Consider the following 15,151-nt stretch of genomic DNA (forward strand, 5'->3'; position numbering starts at 1 on the left):
CCGGGCGTAAATCCCCCTCTCCCCAACCCCTCCCCCGCTCTCAGCGGATCCAAAGGATCCGCCTGTCGCGGCAGCCGGATCAAAGATCCGGCGAGAGCAAGGGGGGAGGGGCCTTTTTCAGCGCATCAGCACGCCCCGCCGCGTGGCGTCGGCCAGGACGTTGCGGGCCATGTCGACCAGACGCGGGCCGATGTCCTCGTACAGCCCCTCTTCCTTCAGCCAGTAGGAGGGGCCGCCGACGTTGAAGGCCACCACCGTCTGGTCCGGCAGGCGCAGCGCCACGCCCACGCCGTTGATGCCCGGCGTCCAGGTGCCGGCGCGCACGCAGAAGCCGCCCTTGGCGATCTCGCGCCCGGTGCGCTGCAGCTCCTCCTCGATCACCGGCCAGGTGCGTTGCGACTGGCGCTTGATCAGGGCGGTCAGCGCCTCGCGCTCGTCCGCGGCGACGGTGTGGAAATAGGCGTTGCCGATGGCGGTGGTGGCGATCGGCACGCGGGTGCCGGGGGCCTGCGGCACGCGCACGTGCTTCACGCCCCGGCAGATCTGCATGTAGACGATGTCCAGCCGGTCGCGCGTGCCCATCGCCACGGTGCCGCGGATGGTGTCGGCCAGCTCCTGCATGTGGGGCTGGGCGATCTCGGCGATGCCCGTGCTGTTGTGGAAGGCGCGCGCCAGCGCCAGCACCGTGGGCGCCAGCCGGTAGGCGCCGGATTTGGGCAGGTGCACCAGGAAGCCTTCGATCGTCAGCGTCCGCGTGATCCGCGACACCGTGGATTTCGGCAGGCCGGTGCAGGCGACGAGGTCCTGGTTGCTGAGCGGCGCGTTGCTTTCCTCGAAGGCGCGCAGGATCTCCAGCCCGCGCGACAGCGCGCCGATCAGGTGGCGGTCCTTGTCCTCTTCTTCGTCCGGCTTGACGAAGGCCGACAGCATTTCCTTGCGCATGCGCACCCGATCACTCCAAGGGTCGTTCTATTTGCTGGATGCCCGCGCCTTTGGCAAGCGGCATAGGACAGGGAATTTTTTGACACGGATGAACACGGATGCCGGCGGGGCCGGCCACGGATGGACGCGGATGATTTTCTATCCGTGGCCATCCGTGTCTCGAAGTCCTGTCTCCCTATTCCGCCGCTTTCAACCCCGCCAGGGCCTTGGCGCAGGCCGCCGTCAGGTCCTCCACCCGGACGCCGGCGAACTCGACGTCCGGGCGGGCGAGGAAGGCGGCGATGCGCTCCTCGACGGCGGCCGGTTCGGCGGCGGCGCCGATCAGCGTTTCCTCCAGCCACGCCACGCTTTCCAGGGGGCGGGGGTGCCAGTCGCCGTTGATGACAGCGCCGGCCACGTGGCCGGCGCGCACCAGAAGCGTGGCCCAGATCATGCCGCCCACCGCCTTCTCCCGGCCGTCGCCGATCCGGTCGCCCGGTTGCAGCAGCGGGCGCAGGCGCCGGTCGAAGGCGTTCTGGTACAGCCAGTCGTCGGATTCCAGCGTGCGCCGGAACTCCTCGGCCCAGTCCCGCTCCTGCGCCGTCAAGTCGCCGGGCTGCAGGGCGGGTTGCGCAAAGGCCTGCCCGGCGACGGCGGTCGCCAGCTGCGTCAGGTCGTCGAGCGTCACCGGCCGGCCGATCTCCCGCTCCAGCCACGTGTAGCGGGAGCCGAGGTCCTTGTGCACCTTGTCCTTCACCTTTTCCGGCGGCATCGGCAGGGCGCGGGCGGCGACATCGGTGTCGATGGCCTTGATGTTGAGCAGGATGCGGAAGGTGAGGACGCCGTTCTCCAGCTTCACCGAGGTGGGCATCAGCTTGCGCCCGTCGATCTCCACGTCGTTCAGCGGCCGGTAGCGCGCCGGGACGCCGTAGAGCCGCTGCAGAACGTCGGCGGTGGCGCCCAGCACGGCGGGGAAGGCGTCGGCGGCACTCTGCGGCACGCGCGGCTGGTCGGTCTTGAGGTAGAAGACCATGAAGGCGGAGCCGGCACCGGCGTAGATGGCGCCGCCGCCGTTCGGCCGGCGGCGGACGGTGACGCCGCGCTCCCGGCAGAACGGCAGGTCGAGCACCTGGTTGGGGTCCTCGTTGGCGCCGATGGTCACGGAATCGGTGCCGAACACGTCGATGAACACGGTGGACGGCGCGACGCCCAGTGCCACCGCCTTCTCGACGGCCGGGGAGACGGACACGGAGAAGTCCGCGTAGCTGTCCTGCCCGAAAACGAGGCGCCAGGGATTGGCGGAGGTCATGCGCGTCAGTTCCTGCGGTCGAGGGTGGCGGGGCCGTCGGGCAGGGCCGCGACGGCGGTCAGGTTGTCCAGGCCGATCAGGGTCTGGGTGGCGAAGCGGCGCTCCACCTGCTCGCGCCCGGCGTCGTCGAGCGTGCCTTCGACGGTCAGGTCCACGCGGTCGCCGCCGCCCGGCTTGCGGTCCACGGTCAGCCGGCAGCGGCCGGTCAGCCCGCCGACACCCAGCAGCACGGTGCGCAGCTCCGACGGGTAGAGCTTCACGCCCTTGACCTTGACCATCTCGTCGGTGCGGCCGAACACGACCTGCGGCAGGCACACGGTGCGCCCGTGCACCGGCGCCGTCGTCGTCCTGATGGTCAGGTCGCCGGTGCGGTAGCGCACCAGGGGCTGCGCCTCCTTGGCGAGGTGGGTCAGCACCAGCTCGCCGCGCTCGCCGTCGGGGACGGGCTGGCCGGACTGCGGGTCGATCACCTCGGCGTACAGCAGCTCGTCGAAAACGTGCACGCCCACGCTACCGGGAAAGGTGCGGGCGACCGGCAGGAATTCCGACAGCGAGAAGGAATCGACCAGCACCGTGTCCGGCATCGCCGCGCGCACCTGTGCGTACAGCGTGGCGTTGCCGGTGAAGGGCTCGCCGCCCGCGAAGAACACGCGCGGGGCCGGCATGCCGGCGGCCAGCAGCTTCAGCGCGAAGGTCGGGTTGCCGGCCAGGACCGTGACGCCCTCCCGCGCGCAGACCTCGGCCGCGCGCTCGCTCTCGCCCGGGCCCAGCGGGATGCAGGTGACGCCGTGCGCCTCCATCTGCGTCTGGTAGAACAGCCCGGCCACGAACATGTGGTAGCCGAAGGTCACCGCGCAGACGTCGCCGGGGCGGATGCCGCAGGCCGCCAGATGCGTGCGGCACGCCGTGGTCATGCGGTCGAGGTCGTTGCGGGTGTGCAGGATCGGCACCAGGGCGGGGCCCATCGGCGTCAGGTTCATGCGCACCGCGCCGGAGCTGCGGAAGGCGCCGTGGCCGGGCTTCGTCACCTCCGCCACGAACTGTGCCCGCGTCATCAGCGGGACGGTGCGGGCGAACTCCTCCGCGTCCGCCACCCGCGCGGGCAGCCGGCCGCCGTGGAAGGGGTGGGTGCGCAGGCGTTCCAGCGCCGCGTTGATCGCATCGGTCGGGAAGCTCACGGCCGGGCCTCCTTCAGCCGCACCTTCATGGCGCTCGTCTCCTCTCCCCGGGGGTCGTTTTTCTTCCATGCGCCGCAACAGGCATTCCGCATGGTGCGACACGCAGACTGAGCGCAGTTCCGCGTCCCACGCAACGGGAAAATCGCCGCGACGCGCATGGTGCGGCGCAAAAGCGGTGGAAAGCTCGCTGTTTACAAGGTCATAGAGCAATCCTGCCTGTGGGATTGGTTCTGCATTGTGGAACCAAGAACGCTTGCGTACCCACCAAAACTGTGCCAATTCTGGAACCGGGAAATCGGAAAAGAGCGGCGCGGCGACCAACGACCGCGCCCCGCATGGGGAGGACGGAAATGCGCGGAACGTCTCGCGGAAGGTCCCGGTGGCTGGCGGGCGCCCTGTCGGCGGTTGCGCTCATGGCGGCGGGCGGTGCCGCCCGGGACGCGGAAGCCCAGGACAAGGTGGTGCGGATCGGCGCCATCCAGCCGATGAGCGGCTCCTACGCCGCCTACGCGCAGGAGGGCCAGCCGGTCTTCGAGCACATGATCGCCAAGATCAACGCCGCCGGCGGCATCAAGAGCATGGGCGGGGCGAAGATCGAGGTGCTGCTGGCCGACGACGCCTCGCAGCCCGCCCGCACCGCCACCGAGGCGCGGCGGCTGGTGACGGAGGAGAAGGTCTCCCTGCTGATCGGCAGCATCCTCAGCGCCCAGATGCTGGCGCTCTCCCCGGTGCTGGACGAGCTGAAGGTGCCCACCCTGTCGCTGTGGGCGGCGGGGGCCAAGTCGCCCTACATGTATTCGATCGGCTTCCCCTACGACCGCGGCTACGCCCAGACGATGGCCGACTTCGCGGAGTGGCTGAACAAGGAAAAGGGCTACAAGCTCAGGACCGTCGCCATGGTCTATTCGAATTACGAGGCCGGGCAGCAGGTCAACCGGTTCCTCACCGAACGCCTGAAGGCCAAGGGGTTCGAGATCGTCGGCGAGGTGCCGCTGGACACCAAGGCGCAGGACCAGACGTCCGCCATGGTGCGGCTGCGCGCCATGAAGCCGGACTTCACCGCCGGCCTGCTCACCCCGCGCGACGGCCAGCTGCTGCTGCGCGCGCGGCAGAGCCTGAACTACCACGACACGCTGTTCATCGGCGGCACCGGCGGCTTCGCCGACATGTCGCTGTGGCGCGACCTGGGCGCGGATATCGCCACGCAGGTGCTGACCATAAGCCTGTTCGCCATGACCGCCTTCTCCGCCGACACCTCGGTGCCGGCGCTGCAGGGGATGGTGAAGGAGATCGCCGACGCCAAGCTGATCAAGGGCGACATCGGGCAGGCGGCGATCCAGGCGGCGCAGGCCGCCCGCGTCGTCCAGGCGGTGCTGGAGGAGGCGGGGTCGACCGATCCGGAGAAGATCCTGGCGGCCTTCAAGAAGGTCAACATCCCGGCCGGCGACCCGAACCTCTACCTGCTCAAGTCCGGCGGCCTGTCGTTCGCCGAGGACCGCATGCTCCAGGACGGCAGCGCGGTGATGATCCAGTGGACCGAGGACCGCCGGCAGGAGGTGATCTTCCCCGACCGCTTCGCCACCGCCCAGCCGCGCGCCCCCAGGAAGTAAGGCCCTCAAGAGGTAAGGAACGGGCCAAAGACTCAAGGAACAGGCCCAGGACTTAAGGAACAGGAAGGACATCATGGATCTGGGGTTGGAGAACAAGGTCGCCATCGTCACGGGTGCGGCGCGCGGCATCGGGGCGGCGACGGCCCGGCGGCTGGCGGCCGAGGGGGCGAGCGTGGTCATCGCCGACATCAACGGCGAGGGTGCGGCTGCCACCGCCGCCGCAATGCAGGCGGACGGCCTGAAGGCGCACGCCGTGGCCGGCGACATCACCGTGGCGGCCGACGTCGATCGCCTGATGGCGGAAACGCTGGAACGCTTCGGCGGCGTGCACATCCTGGTCAACAACGCTGGCTTCCCGCGCGACGGGCGGCTGACCAAGCTGACGGAGACCGACTGGGACCTCGTCGTCGACGTGATCCTCAAGGGCGCCTTCCTGGCGTCGAAGGCGGTGATGCCGCACATGATCGAGCAGCGCTGGGGCCGCATCGTCAACATTTCCTCGCGCGCCCATCTGGGCAATCCGGGGCAGGCCAACTATTCGGCGGCCAAGGCCGGCATCATCGGCCTGACCCGCGCGCTGTCGCTGGAAGAGGGCCGCTACGAGATCACCGTGAACGCCGTGGCGCCGGGCTTCATCGAGACGGAGATGGTGCAGGAGCTGCCGCACTATGCGCAAATCAAGGAACGGGTGGTGCGCGGCACGCCCATCCCGCGCGTCGGCCGGCCCGACGACATCGCCGACGCCGTCGCCTTCCTGGCGTCCGAGCGCGCGGGCTTCATCTCGGGCGAAACCCTGCACGTCACCGGCGGCCGCTACGCGAGCTGAACCGGGGCGCTGGCCTTCGGGGGAGGGGGCCGGACATGGACATCGGCATGGACATTCTCGCACAGACGCTGGCCCAGGGCCTGCTGATGGGCGGCACCTACGCGCTGATCGCGCTGGGCATGGGCCTGACCTTCAGCGTCAGCGGCGTGGTCAACTTCGCGCACGGCGACATCCTGTCGCTGGGCATGTTCCTGGCCTTCGCCTGCTTCAACGCCTTCGCGCTGGACCCCTACGTGTCGGTCGCCATCACGCTGCCGGTCATGCTGGGGCTGGGGGCGCTGCTGTACCGGGGGCTGCTGAAGCCGGTGGTGGGCTCGCACACGCTGATGGTCATCCAGCTGACGCTGGGCATCACCTTCGTGCTGCAGAACGGCCTGCTGATGACCTTCGGCGGCCTCACCCACCGCGTGCCCTCGATGATCGAGGCGGAGCTGATCCTGGTCGGCGACACGCTGGTGCTGCGCGCGGCCCTCGCCGTCGCCTTCGTCGTCTGCGTGGCGCTGGCCGGGCTCCTGTACTGGATGCTGATGCGCACCGACCTCGGCCGCTCCATCCGCGCGGTGCACCAGAACGCGCGGGCGGCGGCCCTGATGGGGGTGAACGTCAACCGCGTGCGCATGCTGACCTTCGCCATGGGCTGCGGCCTGCTGGCCATCGCCGCGGCGCTGCTGGTGCCGGGCACGCCGCTGCACCCGTCGCAGGGGCTGCGCTACACGGTCATCACGCTGATGGTCATGGTGCTGGGCGGCATGACGAACTTCCTGGGCATCCTGGTCGGCGGCCTGCTGTTCGGCATCACCGAGGCGCTGGGCACCGTCTACGTCTCCGGCACGTCGGGGATGATCGTGCCGTACGCGATGTTCGTGCTGGTCCTGCTGCTGCGCCCGGAAGGCCTGCTGAAGGGGAGGGCGGCATGAAGCCGGAATTCTTCAGCCTCATCCGCTCGCCATGGTTCTGGCTGGCCGTGGCGTTCGTCGCCACGGTGCCCACGTGGCTGCCGCCGTACTACCTGGGCATCGGCGTGCTGACGCTGATCTACATAGCGCTGGCGCTGGCGTGGCACATCGTCGGCGGGCTGGGCGGGCAGATCTCGCTGGCGCACAGCCTGTTCCTGGGCATCGGCGCGCTGCTGTCGTCGGCGCTGTTCCTCAAGCTGGGCGTGAACATGTGGGTGGGGGCGGCGCTGGCCGCCGCCTTCGCGGCGGTGATGGGGGCAGCCATCGCCTGGGTGGACTTCCGCTTCAAGCTGGGGCACCTGTCGTTTGCGCTGATCACCCTGGCGTTTGCCGAGATCGGCGAGCTGGTGGCGCTGGGGTGGGAGTTCCTGGGCGGGGCGTCGGGCCTCTACCTGCCGGCCGACAAGGGGGTGCTCTCGGCGTTCCAGTTCGGCGGGGCGAAGGGGTATTTCTGGCTGATGCTGGTGCTGGCCGTGGTCTGCTTCCTGGCCAACGTCGCCATCCTGAACAGCCCGCTGGGATACTATCTGCGCGCCATCCGCGACAACGAGAACGCGGCCCAGGCGGTGGGCATCGACATGCTGCGCAACAAGGCGCTGGCCATGGCGATCAGCGCGGCGCTGACGGCGCTGATCGGCACGGCGTACGCCCGCTATTCCTCCTTCGTCGACCCGTACCTGTTCGCCTCGCCCGCCGTGGTGATCGACGTGGTGCTGATCGCCACCATCGGCGGCCTGGGCACGCCCTACGGGCCGCTGGCCGCCGCCACGCTGCTGGTGCCGTTCGGCGAGATCATCCGCGGCAAGCTGGGCGGCGTGGCGCCGGGCCTGCATTACTTCATCTACGGCGCCCTGATCATCCTGGTCATCCGGACCATGCCGCGCGGCGTGGTGCCGACCTTGCAATCGCTGCTGACCCGGCGCCGCGCCAAGCGGCGTGCCGCCGCCCCGGCGGCGCCGCGCGTCACGGCCTGAAGGAGTTTCCCCCTATGAGGAGAGCGGCAATCGTCGCCCCCGTGCGCACGGCGGTGGGCACCTTCGGCGGCACGCTGCGGCCGGTCGGCGTCGAGCATCTGGCGGCGGCCGTGGTCACCGACGTGGTGCGGCGCAGCGGCATCGACCCCGCGCTGGTCGAGGACGTGGTCATGGCGCAGTCCTACGCCAACGGCGAGACGCCGTGCGTCGGCCGCTGGGCGGCGCTGCAGGCCGGCCTGCCGGTGGAGGTGCCGGGCATGCAGCTGGACCGGCGCTGCGGCGGCGGGCTGCAGGCCGTCGTCACCGCCGCCATGATGGTGGAGAGCGGGGCCGCCGACGTGGTCATCGCCGGCGGCGTCGAGAGCATGAGCAACGTCGAGTACTACACCACCGACATGCGCTGGGGTGCGCGCGCCGGTTCCACCCGCCTCCACGACCGGCTGGAGCGCGGGCGCGAGCGCTCGCAGCCGGTCGAGCGATTCGGCCGCATCTCCGGCATGATCGAGACGGCCGAGAATCTGGCGCGCGAGTACGGCATCACGCGGGAGGAGTCCGACCGCTACGCGGTGCAGAGCCACCGGCGCGCGGCCGCCGCGTGGGAGGCCGGCCGCTTCGACGAGGAGCTGGTTCCGCTGACCGTGCCGCAGCGCAAAGGCGACCCCCTGGTCTTCGCCCGTGACGAGGGCATCCGCGCCGACGCCTCGCTGGAGACGCTGGGCAAGCTGAAGCCGCTGATGAAGGACGGTGTCGTCACCGCCGGCAACGCCAGCCAGCAGAACGACGCCGCCGCCGCCTGCCTGATCGTGGCGGAGGACAAGCTGGCCGAGCTGGGCCTGACGCCCATGGGCACGCTGGTCGGCTGGGCGGCGGCGGGGTGCGAGCCGGCGACCATGGGCATCGGCCCGGTGCCGGCGGTTCGCAAGCTGCTGAAGCGCACCGGCCTGTCGCTGGCCCAAATGGACCTTGTGGAGTTGAACGAGGCCTTCGCCTGCCAGGTGCTGGCGGTGCTGAAGGGCTGGGACTGGCACGAGGAGGACAGGCTGAACGTCAACGGCTCCGGCATCTCGCTGGGGCACCCGATCGGCGCCACGGGGGTGCGCATCCTCGCCACGCTGCTGCACGAGCTTAAGCGGCGCCAGGGCCGCTATGGGCTGGAGACCATGTGCATCGGCGGCGGGCAGGGCATCGCCGCCATCTTCGAAAGGGCCTGAGATCATGACGCGTCATTGGCGTCTTCTGCGGACCACGGAAGGCTATCCGGAGTTCTCGCTGGGCACCCTGCCGGCCATCGAGGGCACGGTGGCGGCGGGCGCGGCGCCGGCCGTGATCCTCAACGTCTTCGGCCGCGACGGCGTCACCATCGGCTACAACGAGGATCCGGAGCAGATCCTCGACGTCGGCCTGTGCCGGGCGCTGGGCGTATCGTTCCGGCGGCGCATGAACGGCGGCGGCACCATCTACGCCGCCGCCGGGTCCTGCGTGATCGCCTTCGTCGTGCCGGAGGGGGCGGCGGGCCTGCCGTCCAACGTGGCGCAGCTGTTCGAGACGGTGCTGCCCAAGGTGGCGGCGGCGACCGAGCGGCGCTTCGGCATCCCCGCCCGCTGGCGCCCGATGAACGACATCGAGGTGGAGGGGCGCAAGCTGATGCCCACCTCCGTGCGGCTGGAGAACGGCGTCCTCACCTTCCGCATGATGGTCAACGTCAAGCCGATCGACACCGGCGTGGCCGCCCGCCTGATGCCCATGCCGCCGGAGAAGGTGCGCGACAAGGTGCACAAGGACCTCGGCTCCCGCTTCACCTGCCTGGAACGCGAACTGGGCCGCGACGTGGCGGCGGGAGAACTGCTGGCGCTGACGCGCGACGTGACCTCCGCCCTGTTCGGCGACGTCGCCCTGGTGGACGGCGAACCGACCGCGCGGGAGATGGGGGAGGCCGAGGCGCTGCTGGCCCGCACGGGCGCCGACGACTGGGCCTTCGGCCGGTCCGAGGCGGCGCTGTTCGGGCCGTTCCAGCGCGCGGGCGACGTGGTGGGCCGTGGCCGCGAGAAGGCGCCCGGCGGCATGATCTGGGCGGCCCTGCTGGTGCGGGGCGGGCGCATCGTCCGCGCCATCGTCAACGGCGACTTCCCGGCCCGTCCGGTGGACGCCCCGACCCGCCTGGAAGCGCTGCTGGAGGGAACGCCGGCCGGCGAGGAGAGCGTGCGGGCGATCATCGACGCCTTCATGGCCGACGATCGTTTCGAGCTGGCGGGCGTGAGCGCGGAGGCGTTGATGGTGGCCCTGGGCAAGGCACTGGACGCCGCGGCGACGGCGCAACGCCACCAGGGAAGGATCTGAGGGCGGCCTCCTCCCCCGGCCAAGCCGGGGGAGGGGGTGGGGAGACGCTCACCCCTTCTTCACCAGCGGGCACTCGCTGGCCGAGAGGGGCGTGAACAGCGGCTCGCCGGGCAGGGTGCCGATGATCTTGTAGTAGTCCTTGGCGTACTTGCTCTCGCCGGGCTTCTTCGCCTCGGCGATGAAGAAGTCCATGATGACGCGGCCGTCCTCGCGGACCTTGGCGTTGTCGACGAGCGGGGAGCGCACCGGCAGGGCCCGCATCTTGGCCTGCACCACCTCGCCCTTTTCCGTTCCGGCGGCCTGCACGGCGTCCAGGTAGTGCAGGACGGCCGTGTAGGTCATCGCCTGCACGGTGGTGGGCGCGCGGCCGCCGTGGCGTTCCATGAAGCGCTTGGACCACGCCCGCGTCTTCTCGGTGCGGTCCCAGTAGAAGACGTCCGCGAAGATCAGGCCGCCGGCGGTCTGCAGCCCCAGGCTGTCGAGGTCGGAGATGAAGGTGAGCGGGGCGACCAGCGCCTGCTTCAGCGCGAATTCGTGCGCCTGCTTGATCGAATTGATCATGTCGCCGCCGCCGTTGGCCAGGACGATGACGTCGGCGTTGGAGCTTTGCGCCTGCAGAAGGTGCGAGGAGAAGTCGTTGTTGTTCAGCGGGTGCTTCACGCTGCCCACCACCCGGCCGCCGGCCGCCACCACGGCGTCGGTCATGTCCTTCTGCATGGAATGGCCGAAGACGTAGTCGACGGTGATGAAGAAGAACGTCTTGTGGCCCTTGTCCACCAGCATCTTGGCGATGGCGTTGGCGAGCGCCGTGGTGTTGGGCGACCACTGCGTGCCGGTGGGCGAGCACGCCTTGCCGGTGAAGGCGGAGGCGTAGGCGCCGGAGATCAGCGCCAGCGCCCCCGTCTCCTGCGCGATCGAATAGCTGGCCAGCGACGTGGCGCTGCCGGCGCCGTCGGTGACGGCGCTGACCCCTTCCGCGTCGATCCACTTGCGGGTGAGGGCGGAGGCGATGTCGGCCTTGTTCTGGTTGTCGGCGGCCAGGATCTCGATGGGCCGGCCCAGCACCTTGCCGCCGAAATCCTCGGCCGCCATGCGGGCGGCCACCTCCGACCCGACGCCGCCGATGTCGGCGTAGAGGCCGGAGCGGTCGTTGTGCACGCCGATGCGCACCGGCTTGTCCTGCGCGAACGCCGCGCCGGCCGCCAGCGTCAGGGCCAGTCCGAGAAACACGCCGCGAGACGTCATGTGGTTTTCCTCCCTGTTGTGTTGCTTTGATTTCGTGTTTGAACGGCGGCCTGTTTGAATGGCGGCCTGTTTGAACGGTGGTCGTCAGAACGCCGGCACCAGCACCGTGCGGCCCACCACCTTGCCCTGCCGGAGGTCGTCGAGCGCCCGGCTGGCGTCGTGCAGCGCGCAGCGCTGCACCGGGATCGGCGGCACGTCTTCGCGCCGGACGAGGTCCAGCAGTTCGCGCAGGTCGTTCAGGCTGCCGACGTAGCTGCCCATGACCGTCGCCGACTTGATCGGGATGAGCGGCAGCGACCATGGGGCGGCCCCGCCGAACAGCCCGACGATGACCAGCGTCCCCGCCTTGCCCAGGCTGTCGAAGCCCAGGCGCGCGGTGTCCTCGCTGCCCACGAAGTCGATGGCCGCGCGCGCCGGGCCGCCCAGCGCGGCCGTCAGCTGGGCCTGCGCGTCGGGCGCGCGGCCGTCGACGGCGGCCAGCGCACCGGCCTCCAGCGCCGCCTGCCGCTTGGCCGGGTCGATGTCGACGACCACCGCGCCCACGCCGCCCATCGCCTTCAGCAGGCGCAGGCACATGAGGCCCAGCCCGCCGGCGCCGAAGAGGACGATCGGGCTGTGCGGCAGCACCGCGGCGACCTTCTTCAAGGCGCCGTAGGTGGTGAGGCCGGAGCAGGCGTAGGGCGCCGCCGTCACCGGATCGAGGCCGTCGAGGTCGAACAGGTAGCGCGGGTGCGGCACCAGGATGTGGTCGGCGTAGCCGCCGTCGCGGTAGACGCCCAGGAAGCGCGGCGTGGCGCACAGCTGCTCGCTGCCCTCCAGGCAGACCGGGCAGGTGCCGCAGCCCATCCACGGGTAGACGAGGTAGGTCTTGCCCGGCGTGACCAGGTCGGTCGCGTCGGGACCCGTGGCGACCACCTCGCCGACGATCTCGTGGCCGGGGGTGAGCGGCAGGTTGATGCCGCGGTCGGCCAGCGACAGCGACTTGCCGCGGCCCAGGTCGTAGCTGCCCTCCCACAGATGAAGGTCGGAGTGGCAGATGCCGCTGGCCCGCATGCGCAGCAGGATCTGGCTGCCCTCCGGCTGCGGCGTCGCTTCCTCGACCACGTCGAGCGCCTGGCCGAACCGGATGATCTTCAGGCTTTTCACTGTGTCCTCCCCGATTATTCCATTTGTGTGACGAACTTGTTGTAGAGGTACGCCTCCATGGCCTCCGGCCCGCCTTCGCTGCCGTAGCCGGAATCGCGCACGCCGCCGTGCGGCACCTCGGGCAGCGCCAGCCCGTAGTGGTTCACGGTCAGCGAGCCGACCTCCAGCGCCGCGGCGATGCGCTGGGCCTTGGCCGTCGCCCGCGTGAAGGCGTAGGACGCCAGCCCGTAGGTGACCCGGTTCGCCTCGGCGAACGCGTCGTCCAGCGTGCGGTAGGGCATCATCAGGGCGACGGGGCCGAACGGTTCGTCGTTCATGGCGACGGCGTCCGTGGGCACGTCGGTCAGCACCGTCGGTTCGAAGAAGCAGCCGGTGTTGCCGATGCGCGAGCCGCCGGTGCGCACGCGCCCACCCTTGGCGACGGCGTCGGCGATCAGCGCCTCCATCGCCTCGACCCGGCGCAGGCTGGCCAGCGGCCCCATCTGCGTGCCGGCGTCCAGCCCGTCGCCCACCGTGATGGCCCGCGCCCCGGCGACGAAATCCTCGACGAAGCGGTCGTAGACCGTCTCCTGCACCAAAAAGCGCGTGGGCGCGATGCAGACCTGCCCGGCGTTGCGGTACTTCGCCGCCACCAGGGTGCGCACCGCGTGGTCCAGGTCGGCGTCCTCGCAGACGATCACCGGCGAATGGCCGCCCAGTTCCATGGTCGCCCGCTTCATGTGCAGCCCGGCCAGCATGGCGAGGTGCTTGCCCACGGCGGTGGAGCCGGTGAAGGAGATCTTGCGGATGACGGGGTGGGGGATCAGGTACTCCGACACCTCCGCCGGCACGCCGTAGACGAGGTTCACGACGCCGGCCGGCACCCCGGCGTCGGCCAGCGCCTGGACGAAGGCGGCGCAGCTTCCCGGCGTGTCCTCCGGCCCCTTCAGGATGATGGAGCAGCCGGCGGCCAGCGCCGGGGCCACCTTGCGCACGGCCTGGCTGACCGGGAAGTTCCACGGCGTGAAGGCGGCGACGGGCCCCACCGGCTCCTTGATCACCAGTTGCCGGACCGCCGGGTTGCGCGCCGGGATGACGCGGCCGTAGGTGCGCTGCGCCTCGCCCGCGTACCAGTCCAGCAGGTCGGCCGAGCCGGCGACCTCGGCGCGCGATTCGGCCAGCGGCTTGCCCTGCTCCAGCGTCATCGCGCGGGCGACCTCCTCGGCCCGGCCGCGCAGGATGTCGGCCGCATGGCGCAGCAGCCTGGCGCGGTCGAGGGGGGAGGTGGCCCGCCAGACCTGGAAGCCGCGTTCGGCCGCCGCCAACGCGCGGTCCAGGTCCGCCGTGTCGACCAGCGCCAGCCGCGCGATGGCCTGCCCGGTCGCCGGGGAGACGACCGGCGCGAAGCGGTTCGACGCGCCGGCGCACCATTGCCCGTCGATGAACGCCAGAATGTCCTGCTGCATGGGTCCTCCCTGTGGTGCGGAAACGAACCTCAGGCCATCGATCGCCGCTTATGGGGGTTTTGCTCCGTGGCCTGCCGGTGGCGGCCGTCGTCCGGAACGCGGTTCCGGGAAAGTGCCGGTCGGCATGCTAGTGTGTTCCGAAACGCGCGTCCAGGCGAAAGTTCGTGCACCCAACAAATGCATTGCTTTGTAAGGCGTCCGGACGCATGGCCTTGGGCCTATGCCTCCCGTGCACCGCCATAAATGTTCTGCATTGTGGAACTGATCCGCCGCAAACGGGCCGTGTCGTCCTTGGTTCTGCAATGCGGAACTGATGACATCGGCGATTTTCCTCCGTGTGCCCGCTTTAAGACGGCCAAAATCTAATGGCGAACGCGGAAGATCCGGAAAAAGCGCTATACAGGCGCCCCCAATTGATACTAGCATCGCGACCGCAATACAGAACTCTGGACCGCAATGCGGAACCAATTTGGGGAGGCAAGCATGCCCGATACGGGTATCGGCGCGGGCGGCGAAGGCGTGGTCCGCGTCGCGCTTGAGGGCGGTGTCGGCGTGATCGCCATGGATTACCCGGCACGCCGCAACGCGCTGTCGCTGGCGTTGCGCGAACGGCTGTACGAGGGGCTGTGCCGCCTGATGGAGGACGAGGCTTGCCGGGTCATCGTCCTCACCGGCGCCGGGGGGTGCTTCTGCGCGGGCGGCGACATTTCCTCCATGGACGGCGTCACGCCGGTCGGCGGCCGGCCGCGCCTGCGGCGCATCCACCGCGTGGTCCGCCTGCTGGTCGAAAGCGAGAAGCCGGTCATCGCGGCGGTGGAGGGATGGGCGGCCGGGGCCGGCGTCTCGCTGGCCGCCGCCTGCGACATCGTCGTGTCCGCCAGCGACGCGCGCTTCGCCTGCTCCTTCGGCAAGATCGGCCTGGTGCCGGACCTGGGCGCCGCCTACACGCTGGTGATGCGCATGGGCCTGGGCCGGGCGCGGCACATGATGATGACCGGCGCCACCTTCACCGCCGAACAGGCGGAGCGCATGGGGCTGGTCGAGGTGCTGTGCGATCCGGGCGCCGCGCTGGACACCGCCCGCAAGATGGCCGCCGGCATGGCGGAAGCAGCGCCCTTGTCGCTGGCGATGACCAAGGCGCTGACCGCCCGCATGCCCGACACGCTGGACGCCATGCTGAAGGCCGAGGTGGAGGCGCAGGCCG

13 protein-coding genes are annotated in these 15,151 nt (G+C 70.2%); 7 read left to right on the plus strand and 6 right to left on the minus strand.

The features are described 5' to 3' along the window. Nucleotides 1-117 precede the first annotated feature (117 nt). The 3 genes from VED21_RS17820 to VED21_RS17830 all read right to left on the minus strand — a co-directional run bounded on the left by VED21_RS17820 (nt 118) and on the right by VED21_RS17830 (nt 3,408). Nucleotides 118-942: an IclR family transcriptional regulator gene (locus VED21_RS17820; RefSeq protein WP_324884447.1), complete on the minus strand. Its 825-nt coding sequence runs from the start codon at nt 940-942 to the stop codon at nt 118-120. Nucleotides 943-1,117: 175 nt separating this feature from the next. Further along, nucleotides 1,118-2,230, minus strand: a complete 1,113-nt coding sequence (locus VED21_RS17825) for a lipoate--protein ligase family protein (protein ID WP_324884422.1) — start codon at nt 2,228-2,230, stop codon at nt 1,118-1,120. A 5-nt stretch (nt 2,231-2,235) separates the two neighbouring features. After that, entirely contained in the window at nt 2,236-3,408 is a 1,173-nt protein-coding gene (locus tag VED21_RS17830; protein WP_324884424.1) for a phenylacetate--CoA ligase family protein, read from the minus strand. A gap of 413 nt (nt 3,409-3,821) precedes the next feature. On the opposite strand from VED21_RS17830, the gene VED21_RS17835 reads away from it, so the two are divergent. The 6 genes from VED21_RS17835 to VED21_RS17860 all read left to right on the plus strand — a co-directional run bounded on the left by VED21_RS17835 (nt 3,822) and on the right by VED21_RS17860 (nt 10,111). Further along, nucleotides 3,822-5,018, plus strand: coding sequence for an ABC transporter substrate-binding protein (locus VED21_RS17835; RefSeq protein ID WP_324884426.1), 1,197 nt, complete (start codon nt 3,822-3,824; stop codon nt 5,016-5,018). A 73-nt stretch (nt 5,019-5,091) separates the two neighbouring features. After that, the gene (locus tag VED21_RS17840) at nt 5,092-5,844 is read left to right on the plus strand and encodes a 3-oxoacyl-ACP reductase FabG (RefSeq protein ID WP_324884428.1); all 753 of its coding nucleotides are present in this window, start codon (nt 5,092-5,094) and stop codon (nt 5,842-5,844) included. Nucleotides 5,845-5,879: 35 nt separating this feature from the next. Then, a complete protein-coding gene (locus tag VED21_RS17845; protein ID WP_324884430.1) occupies nt 5,880-6,761 on the plus strand; it encodes a branched-chain amino acid ABC transporter permease in 882 nt (293 codons plus the stop codon). Then, complete coding sequence (locus tag VED21_RS17850) at nt 6,758-7,774, plus strand: branched-chain amino acid ABC transporter permease (protein WP_324884433.1); 1,017 nt, start codon at nt 6,758-6,760, stop codon at nt 7,772-7,774. Before VED21_RS17845 ends, VED21_RS17850 begins: the two co-directional genes overlap by 4 nt. Before the next feature lie 14 nt (nt 7,775-7,788). After that, nucleotides 7,789-8,985, plus strand: a complete 1,197-nt coding sequence (locus VED21_RS17855; RefSeq protein WP_324884435.1) for an acetyl-CoA C-acetyltransferase — start codon at nt 7,789-7,791, stop codon at nt 8,983-8,985. A 4-nt stretch (nt 8,986-8,989) separates the two neighbouring features. After that, on the plus strand, nt 8,990-10,111 hold the full coding sequence (locus VED21_RS17860; protein WP_324884437.1) for a lipoyl protein ligase domain-containing protein: 1,122 nt from the start codon (nt 8,990-8,992) through the stop codon (nt 10,109-10,111). A gap of 48 nt (nt 10,112-10,159) precedes the next feature. Here the strand turns inward: VED21_RS17860 and VED21_RS17865 are convergent, their stop codons facing one another. The 3 genes from VED21_RS17865 to VED21_RS17875 all read right to left on the minus strand — a co-directional run bounded on the left by VED21_RS17865 (nt 10,160) and on the right by VED21_RS17875 (nt 13,947). After that, nucleotides 10,160-11,356 (minus strand): ABC transporter substrate-binding protein, encoded by a 1,197-nt coding sequence (locus VED21_RS17865; RefSeq protein ID WP_324884439.1) that lies wholly within the window; start codon nt 11,354-11,356, stop codon nt 10,160-10,162. A gap of 84 nt (nt 11,357-11,440) precedes the next feature. Continuing rightward, complete coding sequence (locus VED21_RS17870; RefSeq protein WP_324884441.1) at nt 11,441-12,502, minus strand: alcohol dehydrogenase; 1,062 nt, start codon at nt 12,500-12,502, stop codon at nt 11,441-11,443. 14 nt (nt 12,503-12,516) lie between these two features. Beyond that, the gene (locus VED21_RS17875; protein WP_324884443.1) at nt 12,517-13,947 is read right to left on the minus strand and encodes an NAD-dependent succinate-semialdehyde dehydrogenase; all 1,431 of its coding nucleotides are present in this window, start codon (nt 13,945-13,947) and stop codon (nt 12,517-12,519) included. A 483-nt stretch (nt 13,948-14,430) separates the two neighbouring features. Here VED21_RS17875 and VED21_RS17880 point away from each other — a divergent pair. Then, nucleotides 14,431-15,151 (plus strand): enoyl-CoA hydratase/isomerase family protein (locus tag VED21_RS17880; protein WP_324884445.1); only part of this gene is annotated, 721 nt, incomplete at its 3' end.

Source organism: Azospirillum sp., from assembly GCF_035627195.1.
Lineage (GTDB): Bacteria > Pseudomonadota > Alphaproteobacteria > Azospirillales > Azospirillaceae > Azospirillum.

Coding starts and splice junctions, on each gene's coding strand:
- VED21_RS17825 (WP_324884422.1), bottom strand. CDS start 2,230: ATGACCTCCGCCAATCCCTGGCGCCTCGTTTTCGGGCAGGACAGCTAC.
- VED21_RS17875 (WP_324884443.1), bottom strand. CDS start 13,947: ATGCAGCAGGACATTCTGGCGTTCATCGACGGGCAATGGTGCGCCGGC.
- VED21_RS17865 (WP_324884439.1), bottom strand. CDS start 11,356: ATGACGTCTCGCGGCGTGTTTCTCGGACTGGCCCTGACGCTGGCGGCC.
- VED21_RS17860 (WP_324884437.1), top strand. CDS start 8,990: ATGACGCGTCATTGGCGTCTTCTGCGGACCACGGAAGGCTATCCGGAG.
- VED21_RS17835 (WP_324884426.1), top strand. CDS start 3,822: ATGGCGGCGGGCGGTGCCGCCCGGGACGCGGAAGCCCAGGACAAGGTG.
- VED21_RS17845 (WP_324884430.1), top strand. CDS start 5,880: ATGGACATCGGCATGGACATTCTCGCACAGACGCTGGCCCAGGGCCTG.
- VED21_RS17820 (WP_324884447.1), bottom strand. CDS start 942: ATGCGCAAGGAAATGCTGTCGGCCTTCGTCAAGCCGGACGAAGAAGAG.
- VED21_RS17850 (WP_324884433.1), top strand. CDS start 6,758: ATGAAGCCGGAATTCTTCAGCCTCATCCGCTCGCCATGGTTCTGGCTG.
- VED21_RS17840 (WP_324884428.1), top strand. CDS start 5,092: ATGGATCTGGGGTTGGAGAACAAGGTCGCCATCGTCACGGGTGCGGCG.
- VED21_RS17855 (WP_324884435.1), top strand. CDS start 7,789: ATGAGGAGAGCGGCAATCGTCGCCCCCGTGCGCACGGCGGTGGGCACC.